Below are 13,045 nucleotides of genomic sequence, written 5' to 3'. Positions count from 1 at the left end.
GGCCCCGGCGTGAAGGGGCCCACCCAGACCCGTGCGTGACGCCAGGCTGCCGCCCGCGGCCCGGCCATGCTTTACAGTGCTGGCGACGCACGTGATCCCAAGAATTTCCCCATGACTTCCCACAACAAAGAACAAGCCCCCGTCCTCATCGCTGGCGGCGGCATCGGCGGCCTGACGCTGGCCCTCACCCTGCACCAGATCGGCGTGCCCTGCCAGGTCTTCGAGGCCGTGCCCGAACTCTTGCCCCTGGGCGTGGGCATCAATCTGCAACCCAATGCCGTGCGCGAGTTGTATGAGCTGGGCATAGGCGCGCAGCAGCTGGACACCATCGGCATCCAGGCGCGCGAATGGGCGCTGGTGGGCCGCAACGGCAACGACGTGTACGCCGAGCCGCGTGGCCTGCTGGCGGGCTACAAGTGGCCGCAGTATTCCGTGCACCGCGGCCAGCTGCAGATGCTCTTGCTCAAGGAAGTGCAGCGCCGCCTGGGGCCGGGCGCCGTGCAGCTGGGCTGCCGCGTCGCTGCTTATCGCAACGATCAGCAGGGCGTCACCGCCACCATCGAAACCCGCAGCGGCGAACGCCGCGAGGTGCCAGGCAGCCTGCTCATCGCCGCCGACGGCCTGCACTCTGCCGTGCGCGCGCAGATGCACCTCACGCAGCCACCCATCCAGTGGGGTGGTGCCATCATGTGGCGCGGTGTCACGCCGGGCGTGGCGCATCGCACGGGGGCGTCCTTCGTGGGCGTGGGCTCGCTCAGGCACCGCGTGGTGGTCTACCCCATCTCGCCGCCGGACCCGGCCACGGGCCTGTCCACCATCAACTGGATCGCCGAGATCACCGTGGACAACCAGGGCGGCTGGACCCAGGGCGACTGGAACCGTCGCGTGCAACTGGAGGAGTTCATCCACCACTTCGAGGGCTGGAACTACGACTGGCTCGATGTGCCCGCCATGCTGCGCGGCGCCAAGGAAGTGTTCGAGTACCCCATGATCGACCGCGACCCCGTGCCCACCTGGGTGGACGGCCGCGTGGCCCTGCTGGGCGACGCGGCCCACGTGATGTACCCCGTGGGCTCGGCCGGCGCCAGCCAGGCCATCGTGGACACCCGCGTGCTGGGTGCGGCCATGCTGCAGCACGGCGTGACACCGCAAGCCCTGCAGGCTTACGACCAGAAGCTGTGCAAGGACATCTCGGCCCTGGTGCTGCGCAACCGCGGCTCCGGCCCCTTTGCCATCCTGGGTGTGGTGGAAGAACGCTGCGGCGGTGTCTTCGACAACATCGACGACGTGATCCCCAAGGCCGAACGCGACGAGTTCATGGCCCGCTACAAGCAGGCGGCGGGCTTCGCCATCGAAGCCTTGAACGCGGCGCCGCCCATCATCACGCCGGGCGCGCGCGTCGCCTAGCTCTGGAAATTCACCATGGGCTCGGCGATCACCGACAGGCTGATCGCCGTGTAGAACACCATCAGCAGCGTCAGCGGCAGCGTCGCCACCACGGCCTGCCGCTGGGTCGCATAGTCGCGCAGCGCGATGCGGTGCGCCAGCCCCACCGACAGCACATGGCCGGCGACGATGGCACCAATCGCTACGTACCAGGTGGTGCGCGCATCGATCAGCCCGATGTTGGCGTAATGCCCGGCCGTGCCGAACAGGTTCCATTGCCGGCCCAGCGGGTCGGACAGCATGGCGATCACGTTCTGCCCCTGGATCAGCAGGCTGGAAAAATTGTGGGCCAGGACGTAGGCCGCCGCGATTGGCACCAGCGTCAGCGCAAAACGCACGGCGGTGCGGCTCATGCTGTCCTGGCGCGTGAGCCGCGCGGTGATGAAACAGCTGGCCCCATAGGCCAGCAGGAAGAACAGCCACACGCCGACCAGCCCCGTCGTGCCGGGCACATAGCCGTTGACATCCATCCAGCGGGGGAAGTGGCGGTGCAAGAGGCTGTCCAGGAAAAACCAGGCATTGCCCCCGTGCATGCCGTCGAACAGGACGGTGGACAACATGGCCATGACAAAGCCCACGGTGCCGATCTGCTCGCGCTGGGACAGGCCGGGCCCTTCCAGCACACCGGCGCCGGGCCAGCGCAGCCGCAGGGCCTGTGCCTGCGCATCCCAGACCAGGGGCGCCAGGCGGCCGAGCGTGGCGTAGACCACCGAGAACAGATCGGCGTGGCGCTGCCAGACCTCGCGGCCAAAACACGCCATGCCCGCGAGGTTGATGGCCGTCCAGATGCACAGCAGGCTGCCCAGCCGCGAGGGCACGGTGGCAATCGGGTACACCATCTCGAACCAGCCCCAGAGCAGCAGCAGAAGCACGGCGGGCCAGCGGCCCAGCCGCCCGGGCCAGCGCCAACCGAGGTTCAGGCCCCGCGCCACGCCCAGCCGGCGCGCCAGTGCGTCCAGCGCCTCGTACAGCGTGCGCCACGGGTCCAGCAATGGCCAGATGTCGACGACAAACGCCGCCACCAGGGCCAAACCCAGCCAGGCCACGATCCACACCAGCGTGGGTGCCAGGTTCACCAGCGGGTCGCCCGTGCCGTACAGGGCCGAGATCACGGCCAGCACAAAGAGCGCCAGCGCCAGCAGCCGCAGGCCCAGACCGAGCGCCCGGGCCGGCGCCCCGAGAGGCAGGCGCCAGCGGCCCGCTGCGGGCGGGGCCACCCCGGCCCGCGGGCGGGTGCGTGCAAACAGCGCGATCACCACGAAGGACAAGCCCACCGTAGCGCAGGCTCCCCCCACAAAATAGCCCAGCGGTGCCGGCAGGTCGTAGCGTTCGTCAAAACCGTGCGCGGCAGCCCATGCAGGCCAGAGCAACGCGGCTGCGGCAGGCCAGGCGCGTGGTTTCATCGCGGCATCACGTCCAGCGTGGCCAGTGGCTCGGCGTGGTGCCCCGCCGCCTTGCCGGCGGGTTGGGCCGCAGGCGTGGCCGGGTGCCACTGCAGGCGGAAGCGCCCGGTGGCATGGGCCTCGAAACTCACCACGCTCGCTTGGTTCGCTGTGAGCGTGGCGTCCACATGGTAGGCATGCAGGTGCAGTTGCCCGGCCTCATCGCTGCTGACGCGCAGCGTGACCTTGTCGCCCTTGCTCACGCGCAGCTTGCGCTGAGGCTCGGCTACCTTGCCGGCGATGAGCTGCAGTTCAAACGTGCGGTCGGCCGCCGCAACGGAAACTGCCCCGGCTTGCAGGGCCAGGGCAGTCAGGGCGCCGAGAGCCAGTCTCTGGTAGCGCATGGTCGGGCCAGGCTTTTATTTGAGGGCCGCCTGCATGTCCGCCACCTTCGCGGCCGAGCCCGTCAGCTTCAGGATGTGCATGCCGCTGTTGGCGCGGTCCACGATGTAGATGTAGCCGCGGTCATCCACGTCCACATTGTTGGTCTGGATGGCGCGTTTGGTCGCGGCCTCGGTGTAGGGCAGCTTGGTCGCCTGGTTGGCCGGGGTCTCCAGCACCACGGTGTTCTTGTTCATGCCGGGGATGAAATAGGCGATCTCTTTCGGGCTGAAGGGGTTGCGCACGTCCAGCGCGCGCACACCGGCGTTGAAGAAGGAGAAGAACATCACCTTCTTGTCGAACACCGGGGACACATGCTCGTTGGACGAGTGGGCGCCGAAGCGGCCGCCGCGTTTGCAGAAGTTGCCGCTCTTCTCGGGCACGGTCCAGCTGGCCACGCCCATGGGCTTGGACTCGGTGGTCACGTCCACGAACCAGACCATCTGGCGGCCTTCCAGGCATTCCTTCTGGATCGCCTCGTCGGTGATCACGATGAAGTCGCGCGTATGGCCCAGCAGGTTCTTCTCGAACTCGGGGATCTTCATGCCGAACAGCGGGAAGGCCGTGTGCGCGCCGTGCATGGGCGGCAGGTCCATACGGGCCACCTGCGGGGCCAGCAGGTTTTCGGGGGTGGGTTCCTTGGGGCCGTTGAGCAGCTTGTCGCGGTCCACGATCTGCAGCACGCCTTCGGTGTTGGTGCCGTAGCCGAAGTACACGCGATTGCCCTTGGGGCCGCCGGAGATGGGGCCGTGCACGGCGATCGGCACATTGCCGCTGGCGCCCGGCTGCTGGCCCACCAGGCCGAAGTCACGAATGAACACGGGCTTGACCGGGTCCGACAGGTCGTACACCTGGGTCATGCGGTTGGTGCGCCACTGCGGGTGGCCCGAGACCAGGTAGGCAATGCCGGTGTCGCACTCCCAGAAGTTCTTGTGCGTGCCCTTGAGGCCCTTGACGATGGTGGTCAGCAGCGAGGGGTTGGCCGGGTCGGTCACGTCCCAGATCTCATGGGCCTGGTTGCCGAACACCCGCAGCATGTAGTACTTGCTCTTGTCGCCCTTGGGCAGGTCGGCGCCGGCGCAGATGCGCACCATCTGCGCGCCGCCCTGTTCGGCCTTGCCTTCTTCGCCGGGGATGTGCTTGAGGTATTTCGGCTTGCTCGGGTCGGTCACGTCGATGATGGACGTGCCGTTGTGCTCCTGCACACCCGTCAGCGGGTTGAGCTTGTAGTCGCCGTGGTGGCCGACATAGGCGATCCAGCGCTCGCCCTGCTTCTGGATCGTGGGCTGGTAGGCCGTGCGGGCCTGCAGGTCGCTGTAGCCCACCAGCTTCATGTTGTGGGCTTCGTCCTTGGTGGTCGTCTGTGCCAACACCAGGGACGAGGCCAGCAGGCCGGTCACCAGCATCGACCACTTCGTCGCGTTCAAGCGGTTCATCGCTGTCTCCAGTTGGGGTTGAAATTCAGCTCGCGAGGCGGGGCAGCAGGCGCAGCGCGTTGCCGCGGCCGATGGCCTGCAGATCGGCTGCGGAGAAGCCGTAGTCGATCAGGCCCTTCACGTTGTCTTCGCCGGTGCGGTAGGGGTAGTCGGAGCCCAGCAGGATCTGGCTCACATCCACCAGCCGCGTGAGCGAAGCCAGCGCCATCGGGTGCGCCGACCAGGCGGTGTCGTAATAGAAGCGCCGCAGCTCGTGCAGCACGCCCTTGGGCACACGCGGCTGCAGCTTCGGGTCCAGCACCGGCATCTTGAGCAGGCGCTCGGTCAGGAAGGGCAGGGTGCCGCCGGCGTGCGAGAAGATGAAGCGCAGATCCGGGCAGCGCGCGGCCGTGCCGGAGAAGACGATGTCGGTGATGGTGCGCGTGGTGTCGGTGCCGAACTCGATCACCGTGGGCGGCACCTCGGGTGTCAAGATGTTGCGGCAGCAGTTGGCGGCCGTCGGGTGTGTGTAGAGGATGGCCTTGCGGCGGTTGAGCTCGTCCATCAGCGGCGCAAACGAGGCGTGGCCCAGCCACTTGTCGCCATAACTCGTGAGCAGGCCGATGCCGTCGGCCTTGAGCGTGTCCAGTGCGTATTCCATCTCACGCAGCGCGCTGTCCATGTCGTGCATGGGCAGCATGGCAAAACTGCCGAAGCGCTCCGGGTGCTCCTGGCCCAGGCGGGCCGCCCACTCATTGCTCTCGCGGGCGATGCGCCGGGCGTTCTCGCCATCGGTGAAACCGACCTGCGGTGTAGTGACCGACAGGATGGCCGTGGCCACGCCGGCCTTGTTCATGTCGTCCAGCGTCCTGGCCAGCGACCAGTTGCGCACGATGGGCGGCGCCTGGTTGGCCTTGGCCAGCTCGGCCACATAGGCCGGCGAGAACAGGTGGTGGTGGATGTCGATGCGGTTCCGCATCGCCTGGGCCGCGGCGTCGCTGGAGACGGCGCAACCGGGCAGCACGGCGCCGGCACCCATGGCCAGCAAACCGCTCAGAAAACCCCGACGCTCGGGCAGGCAGGCGCAGGCGGGCGCCATGCGCAGGACGGGCTCAGTCATGACAGTCTCCTCTTGGTTTTAGATGTTGTCCGTAGAGAGGCTGGGGGAATTCTGCAATAGATGATGTGTGTGCGTATGGCCGCAAAACTGTTTTGCCGTACGGGTTTCCCCTCTAACGGAGGGTGGCAACCCCAGCAGGCCGCGGGAGGTGAATTCATGCTGCAGCGCAGCGCGACCGTGCCATGCCCGCCGCCCTTGCGGGGTGATGGGCCGGCGCCCGAGGCGCGCTTTACACAGTCACGCTAGACTGGGCGCCACCAGGGCAAGCGCATCGAAAGGTGCGTACGCAAAGCCACCGGTCTAAGGTGTGCGCCAAGGCGCCAGCTACGACAGCGGGGTTGCACGGAACAAGAGTTCGTATAGGTAGGCCCTCGTCCAGCCGTGCTGGGAGAGGGCATTTTTCTTGGGGCGAGGCATCTGCTGCCCCGCGGCGTTCGGTGACAGACGGAAGAACAAGAAGTGAAAGACCACGAGAAGGTTCTCGACATCTGCAGGCGCATCGAGCGCGTGCTCCAGCGCGACTGGGGCGGTACCGGCGCGGGGCTGCGCAACAAGCTCAGCACGGCCCAGTACGTCGTGCCGGCGGACTTGCGCAAGCGCATCCGTTACCTCCATGGCTTGCAGAAAAAGGCCTATGGCAATCGGCACTTCAAGCTCACGTCCTCCGAAGACTTCCAGGCCAAGGGCGAGCAGGTCATCAAGGAGCTTGCCCTCGCGCGCAACACGGCCAGGCGCCGCCTGCTGCCCTGGCTGCGCGAGCTGCTGCTCCAGCATCGCGTCATCGTGGGCACGGCGGTCGTCGCGCTTGTCGCTGTGCTGGCCTTGCTGTTCTTCCTCTACCAGCCCGAGCCCGCCCCCGTGCCGGTGGCCGCGCCCAGGCCCGTGCCCAAACCGGCCCCCAAGCCTGTGCCCCGGCCCAAGCCCGCGCCGGCACCCGCAACGGCTGCGTCAGCGCCGGCCCCGGCGACCGTGGCCTCGGCCCGCTTGCCTGCAGCCTCTGCGCCAGCCGCCCCGGCGTCTGCCGCTGTGGCAGAGCCCGCACCCGGCCCGGCCGGCGTCAAGGTCCACATCGAAACACCGCCCGAAGTGATCGTGACACTCAAGCGCGCCGAAGTCGTGCAGGGCGCCTCGGGCCGCGACGAGATCGCCGTCATCGTCGACGTGCAGAACATGGGCTACCCCAGCCTCAAGCGCATCACCTTCGACGCCTGGCTCTTCGACACCACAGGCAGCAAGCCGCTGCCCGTCATCCTGGCATCGTCCAGCGACGCCACGCCCTGGCACGCCTTCCTGCGCCAGGACATCAAGCGCGGCCAGAACGCCGAGGTGCGCCTCAACTTCAGCGCCACCTCCAAGTGGTCTTCAGACCAGGCCCTCGCGCTGGTGAACTCGGGGCGGTATCAGATCCGGCTCAAGGCAGTGTCGCTGACGGACGACGCAAACAAGGCCCTGCCCCTGTAGACCGCGGGTGATGTGCCAGGAGCGAGCGACGCCGCGGGCTTGTGCCAAACTGGCGCCATGACACTGGAAGAACTGGGCCTGGACAGCGGGTGGGCGGCGCAGGCCGCCGAACTCTGTGCGCCAGACCTGGCCCTGGCCCGTGTCACCGCCGTGGACCGCAAGCGCTACCTGGTGCGCGGCGTAGGCGGAGAAATCCCCGCCGAGCTGACCGGCAAGTTCCTGCACCTCGCCGAAACCTCCGCCGAGCTGCCCTGCGTGGGCGACTGGGTCTGTGTGCGTTATCGCGACGGCGGCACGCAGGCCAGCATCCACCACGTGCTGCCGCGCCGCACCTTCCTGCGCCGCAAGGCCGCGGGCCGCGACGTGGAGTTCCAGATGATCGCGGCCAACATCGACGTCGCCTTCATCGTGCAGTCCTGCCACTTCGACTTCAACCTGCCGCGGCTGGAGCGTTACCTGGTGATGGTGCGCGACGGCGGCATCGCCCCCGTGGTGCTGCTCACCAAGACCGATCTCGTCAGCGCGGAGGAACTGCAGGCCCTGATCGAGCGCATCCAGGGCATCGGCGTGCAGGCGCCCATCGTCGGCCTCAGCAACGTCACCGGGGCCGGCGTGGACGAAGTGCGCCAGCACCTGGCCCCCGGCCAGACCTGTTGCCTGCTCGGCTCCTCCGGCGTGGGCAAGACCACGCTCATCAACCGCCTGCTCGGTGGCGACGCCTTGGCCACGGGGGAGGTCAGCCACACGGGCGAGGGCCGCCACACCACCACCCGCCGCCAGCTCATCGTGCTGCCGCAAGGTGGCATGCTCATCGACATGCCGGGCATGCGCGAGCTGGGCCTGCTGGGTGCCGGCGAAGGGATCACCGACACCTTTGCCGACATCCACGCCCTGGCCGCCCAGTGCCGCTACCCGGACTGCACCCATGGCGGCGAGCCGGGTTGCGCGGTGGGTGCCGCTGTCGAACGGGGCGAACTCAGCGAGGCGCACCTGCGCAGCTACCTGAAGCTGCGCAAGGAATCCGAGTTTCACGACTCGTCGCTGCAGGAGCGGCGCAAGAAGGACCGGGCGTTTGGACGGTTTGTGCACGCCTACAAGAAGCAGAGGGACTGAGCCTCAGCTATCCCGGGCCCATCGCCTCGGCCGTTCCACGGGCGTGTACTGACAGGAGGACGAGGGCGCTTGAGCGTCGCAAGATCTGATTCGTTGACGTTTGTACGTCTTAGGTCGAATGTCCGATGGCCGGTCCAGGCTGGAGGCGGACGTTCGAGTCTCATCTACCCAACGACAGTTGGATCGGTAACCGGTCACTGAGCCTAACGCAGTACTATGTCAATATGCAGCCACTCATCTGCCGATGCACGCCCGACTGCACACGATGTCAGCACTGTCACCCGCAATAAAGCGAACCGCCATCCCGCTTAGCGGGTACGTGTACCAGAACCTCGTCGGTCTCGGTCTTCTCTGCGACTGGCTTGACGATCCGGGACTCTACGACTGGGTCCAGTTCGAGGCCGATCACGACGAGATTCCTCAGGGCCTCGACGATATCGTCGCGCAACGACGGGATGGCATGCTCGTCCTGCTGCAGGTCAAGTTCACTGTCAACGCGCAGGACGCCGGGAATGCGTTGACTTGGGATTGGCTGCTAACCCGCAGGCCAAGGGGCCGGTCGTTGCTACAGAAGTGGTGCGACGGCTTGTTCGAGATCGCGGCAGAACGCGTCCACACAGCCGCGTTAATCACGAACCGAGTCCCGAGCCGCGAGTTCGAGGCCACCATCGACGCGCCCTCCCTCAGGGTGACGCTGGATCGTGTCGACGCGGCTGTACGCACCGAAGTCCTTGAGCAACTTGGGGGTGAAGGTAGGACTAGGGCCTTTTTCGACCGCTTCGAGTTCCGGCACAGCTACCAAGGCGCGGAAGCGCTCGAAAGAAAAGTTGTTGATCGCTTCATCCCGCGACACGGTGATCGCTCCGGGTGGCTAGCCTTGTTCCGAGAGGCGATCGATTGGGCCGTACATACGAATTCACCGCCCCCGCATGGGAGGGTCACCCTAGATTTCCTGCGCGGAACCGTCGACGTCCGCCGTCCGAGACCCCTTGAGCAGGCGTTTCGTGTGCCGGATGGTTACCAGCCGCCCGATGCGGAGTTCGCCGCCCGGTTCCTTCTCGACCTTGAGAGAGACGCGGCAGTGGTCCTCTGGGGTTCCCCTGGTCAGGGCAAGAGCACGTTTCTGAGCTACGTCTGCAGTGAACTGGATCAACGCGACCTGCCGTACATCCGCCACCACTACTTCCTCGACCTGGGCGACCGCTCCGACCGATTCACGCTGGGGAGCGTGGCCAACTCGCTCATCGCGCAGATGGAGGTGCGGCACTTCAGCCATGTGCAGGGGCTGCACCTCGGCCCGGAGCACTTGCGCGGCTGGATCGAGGCTTGCGCGAACGGGTACGCCAGCGAGGGCAAGCGGTTCATCGTGGTCATCGACGGCCTCGACCATGTCTGGCGGGAGAACGACCGCGACCGACAACCGCTGGACAGCCTGTTCAAGGCGTTGTTGCCAGTGCCCGCCAACGTCACCCTGGTTATCGGCACCCAGAAGGTGTCTGACGAGCAACTGCCTTCCCAGTTCAGCCGCTTCGTCGACGCCGACGCTTGGCGGGAACTTCCGCGCATGTCACTCGTGTCTATCGAGAACTGGCTCCGAGCTCAGCTCGACGCCGGGCGCTTCGAGTTGGAGAGTGCGAGGCATCCGGCTACAGACGGCCTGGTGGGGCTCGCCCGTGCCTTCCAGGACGTCACTGGCAGCCATCCGCTGGTGCTGACCTACTCCTTCGAGGCACTGCTTCGGCAGCACCGGGTCCTGGAGCCTTCGACGGTCCGCTCGAACGTGCTGGCGCCGGACGGAGACATCCGGAAGTATTACGGCATGCTCTGGCAGCAACTTCCGAATCACGCGAAGGACGCCCTGCACCTGCTGGCGGACACCGGCTTCATCTGGCCCCCGCTGGGCCTGGAGACCTGCCTGGGCACCGAGCCGGGCGACATGAGCCCCGCGATCGGGCACCTGCTCCACAACTCGGAAGCCGGGCAGGTGGCCTTCCATGGAAGCTTGTACGCATTCGTCCGCGAGATCACCGAGCATGTCGGGCGGGTGCAAGTCCTTTTGCCCAAGGTGGTCGAGTGGCTGCAGAATGAGGCTCCTAGGTTCCACCGCTGGGGCTGGCAGTGGTTGTACGAAGCGCGGGCCGGTGATCCGCGCAACCTGCTGGCTCGCCCTGACAGGAACTGGGTGATCGAAAGCCTCGCTACCGCGTATCCCCGGGGTCAGGTCGAGGCTATCCTCGGGCGTGCCGAGGAAATTGCGTTCAGCAACGGCGACTTCGCGGATGCGATCCGCATCCGGTGGCTCAAAACGCGCGTCTACAACGGACCGCAGTTCCAGGTCGACGACTACGAGCGGCTCCACGCATGCGCCTTGCAGCTCACCGACGATGAGTACCCGCTGAAGATGCTGGCTTCCAGCCTGCAGACCGCGAGTATCGACCGCCTCCACCTGCTGGGCGGCCAGTATCTGCTGGCGGGGCGAAGCGCCGAGGCCACCGAGTGTCTCGAGCAGATGCGTCGACGTATCAACGACCGCGTGAACGTGGGGGCATACGCCGGCAATGAGTACAAGGTCGCCATCGAGGGCTGGCTGCAACTTGCCGCGGGTACCGGCAGGTTTGAACCAGAGCGGATCCTTTCCATCACCGGTGGCGCCAGCACGAAAGATGACGCCGCGCAACTGCTCGACCTGTTTCTTCGGGAACTCACCAAGAAGGCAGAGCTCGCGCCGCTCATGGCGTTCGTGTGCCTACGGATGGCGCTTGTCCAGCGGGTCGAACTCGAGCTGGCATGCCTGCGTCTCGCCGGCGCACTGCGCGCGAAGGTCCACGAGTGGCCGGCCTTCGCCAGGTTCTCTAAGCATCCCTTGTCCTCGTGCTGGCGACTGCTCTACCAGAAGGAAACCTACAGGCATCGCCACTTCAACGAGTACGAGCCAATGCTCGATGTAGCTCAGCACAGCGCGCCGTCGCGCCAGGTCACGCAGCGCTTTCTGCATCGATTCTTCTTCGCGAGGGTGGCGCGATGCCTATCGCAGCGCGGTGCTGCCGTCGTCGAGCCGGCACCTGTCTATGGCAAGCGAGCCTGGCTGACAGAAGCCTGCAAGCACATGGCGATGCTGGCAGATACTGTTGGGGCACTCCTGGCCCGTCGCGAGGACCCGGCGTTCGCATTGCCGTTCCGGCTCCTGGACGCAGTCAAGCGGCCCGAGGGCTACGAGGCCGTGACCGACCACATATCGTTCCGTGATGCACTCACCGAGGTGTCCGGCGATCTGTTCCTGCTGACCGCGCTTCGCTCGGGTCGGGTAAAGGTCCCGTCAACTGAGTGGGCCCACGCCAGGAAGTCGCAGCACTTCGCGTCATCAAGCTGGTGCGATCAGTTCGCCGGTCCTGGCCTAGACCTGCTGGATCGCGAGCTCGTTGGTGACGAGATCGATGGCCGGGCGCGCGACATCACGGCGGTCGTGACCCCCTTCAACGAAAGAGCGGCCAACTATGTCGAGCTTTGCCAGCTCGCGACCACTTTCGGACTCAGGGAGCGCGCCGACGCCCTGTTGCGCAGGTCGCTGGCCTGCGTGATCGGTTACGGCTGGCGCAAGGATCCCACCATTGCTTTCTCCCTTGATGCAGTGAAGGCGATCGCGCCGAAGGATCGTGCGTTCGCGACGGAGATGCTGCGCCGGCTTATCCCGGTCGTCCTGCCCTTGGGGGACATGACCGAGGACTCCGGCACGCGCCCTTCGGACCTTGCGGCCCTGATAATCGATCTCATGCCGGAGGTCTTTTCCGCCTTCTACAACCACTGCCTCATGTCCTCCGAGTGGTACACGGCGACGAACGTCTTCGCGGAAATGCTGGCGAGCCAGCCGCTCGATGACCCGGCCATGCCTGTCGTCGCCGCGGCGCTGTGGGACAGCGCTGCCGTGGGCGCGCTGCGCGGTCGTGTAGCAGCAGGTGATCCCCGCGCACAGGTTTTGATCACCGCCAACGCGGAACGCTTCGGCTTGTCGGTCGAAGAGTTTGGCAGCGAGCGGGAGCGCCACAACTCGCCCGAGCCGGAGGAGCCAGACATCAACGTGGCCACGTATTCGGCTTCTAGCGTCCAAGAACTGCAGGCGGAGCTCCGCTCGCGCAACGCCTACGTTGCAGAGGGCAGGATCGTCCGCAGGTGGTTTGAGCATTGGCTGGCAATGGGCCGGGGCATTGAACTGCTGCGCAGCCTCGAGCCGCTGCGCGACCGGCGCGACGGCGGGATCGCCGATATCCTGGATCAGGCCTTCCAGACGAGCCTGAGCCTGGAGGGCAGGGAGACGGCATACCGATGGCTGGTCGCCGCGCAATTGCAATGTCACGGCTGGGACGAGTACTACGGCCTGCAGCAGGCGCTCCAGCGGTACGCGACGTTCGCGGCCCACTACAAGGATAGGTGGAGGCAGTTCATCGTCGATACGACCCGGACGGACGGGCCCGGTGGCTCGCTGTCCATCCCGCACCATCGCCTAGTTCACTTCCTCATCGCGGTGGACGAGGTTGCAGCGGCCAGAAGCATAGTCGAGGCTATGGTGGACACGACCGTCGAGGACTTCTCCGATCAGCCGCTGACGACTCCGGCCTGGCTGGGACAGGCAAAGACATGACGGGCGCAGAACTGCTTGATGTTGCGATGTG

8 protein-coding genes and 1 riboswitch are annotated in these 13,045 nt (G+C 66.3%); of the genes, 4 read left to right on the top strand and 4 right to left on the bottom strand.

The features are described from left to right. Nucleotides 1-111: 111 nt before the first annotated feature. The gene (locus AC1RRP_RS05355; RefSeq protein WP_493033968.1) at nt 112-1,407 is read left to right on the top strand and encodes a flavin-dependent oxidoreductase; all 1,296 of its coding nucleotides are present in this window, start codon (nt 112-114) and stop codon (nt 1,405-1,407) included. On the opposite strand, the gene AC1RRP_RS05350 is transcribed toward AC1RRP_RS05355, so the two are convergent. Genes AC1RRP_RS05350 through AC1RRP_RS05335 form a run of 4 tightly spaced genes read right to left on the bottom strand, consistent with a single transcriptional unit; the run spans nt 1,404 to nt 5,804 of the window. Beyond that, entirely contained in the window at nt 1,404-2,849 is a 1,446-nt protein-coding gene (locus tag AC1RRP_RS05350) for a hypothetical protein (RefSeq protein WP_493033967.1), read from the bottom strand. The two genes, AC1RRP_RS05355 and AC1RRP_RS05350, sit on opposite strands and share 4 nt — an antisense overlap. After that, nucleotides 2,846-3,232 carry a hypothetical protein gene (locus AC1RRP_RS05345; protein ID WP_493033966.1) on the bottom strand — a complete coding sequence of 129 codons (387 nt, stop codon included), beginning with the start codon at nt 3,230-3,232 and terminating at the stop codon, nt 2,846-2,848. Before AC1RRP_RS05345 ends, AC1RRP_RS05350 begins: the two co-directional genes overlap by 4 nt. 15 nt (nt 3,233-3,247) lie before the next feature. After that, nucleotides 3,248-4,705, bottom strand: a complete 1,458-nt coding sequence (locus AC1RRP_RS05340; RefSeq protein WP_493033965.1) for an LVIVD repeat-containing protein — start codon at nt 4,703-4,705, stop codon at nt 3,248-3,250. A gap of 25 nt (nt 4,706-4,730) precedes the next feature. Then, a complete protein-coding gene (locus tag AC1RRP_RS05335) occupies nt 4,731-5,804 on the bottom strand; it encodes an amidohydrolase family protein (RefSeq protein ID WP_493033964.1) in 1,074 nt (357 codons plus the stop codon). Between the two features lie 251 nt (nt 5,805-6,055). Next, nucleotides 6,056-6,150: riboswitch (cyclic di-GMP riboswitch) on the top strand. Nucleotides 6,151-6,263: 113 nt separating this feature from the next. Between AC1RRP_RS05335 and AC1RRP_RS05330 the strand changes: the two genes are divergently transcribed. The 3 genes from AC1RRP_RS05330 to AC1RRP_RS05320 all read left to right on the top strand — a co-directional run bounded on the left by AC1RRP_RS05330 (nt 6,264) and on the right by AC1RRP_RS05320 (nt 13,014). Continuing rightward, nucleotides 6,264-7,265 carry a hypothetical protein gene (locus AC1RRP_RS05330; protein WP_493033963.1) on the top strand — a complete coding sequence of 334 codons (1,002 nt, stop codon included), beginning with the start codon at nt 6,264-6,266 and terminating at the stop codon, nt 7,263-7,265. A gap of 57 nt (nt 7,266-7,322) precedes the next feature. Then, nucleotides 7,323-8,378, top strand: a complete 1,056-nt coding sequence (gene rsgA, locus AC1RRP_RS05325; RefSeq protein ID WP_493033962.1) for a ribosome small subunit-dependent GTPase A — start codon at nt 7,323-7,325, stop codon at nt 8,376-8,378. A 319-nt stretch (nt 8,379-8,697) separates the two neighbouring features. Continuing rightward, nucleotides 8,698-13,014, top strand: a complete 4,317-nt coding sequence (locus AC1RRP_RS05320; protein WP_493033961.1) for an NACHT domain-containing protein — start codon at nt 8,698-8,700, stop codon at nt 13,012-13,014. Nucleotides 13,015-13,045 lie beyond the last annotated feature (31 nt).

This window comes from Hylemonella sp. GW821-FHT12C09, assembly GCF_058807395.1.
The sequence above is the reverse complement of the archived record's forward strand: the minus strand, read 5'-3'. Positions and strand labels throughout refer to the sequence as shown.

Coding starts and splice junctions, on each gene's coding strand:
- AC1RRP_RS05355 (WP_493033968.1), top strand. CDS start 112: ATGACTTCCCACAACAAAGAACAAGCCCCCGTCCTCATCGCTGGCGGC.
- AC1RRP_RS05350 (WP_493033967.1), bottom strand. CDS start 2,849: ATGAAACCACGCGCCTGGCCTGCCGCAGCCGCGTTGCTCTGGCCTGCA.
- AC1RRP_RS05345 (WP_493033966.1), bottom strand. CDS start 3,232: ATGCGCTACCAGAGACTGGCTCTCGGCGCCCTGACTGCCCTGGCCCTG.
- AC1RRP_RS05340 (WP_493033965.1), bottom strand. CDS start 4,705: ATGAACCGCTTGAACGCGACGAAGTGGTCGATGCTGGTGACCGGCCTG.
- AC1RRP_RS05335 (WP_493033964.1), bottom strand. CDS start 5,804: ATGACTGAGCCCGTCCTGCGCATGGCGCCCGCCTGCGCCTGCCTGCCC.
- rsgA (WP_493033962.1), top strand. CDS start 7,323: ATGACACTGGAAGAACTGGGCCTGGACAGCGGGTGGGCGGCGCAGGCC.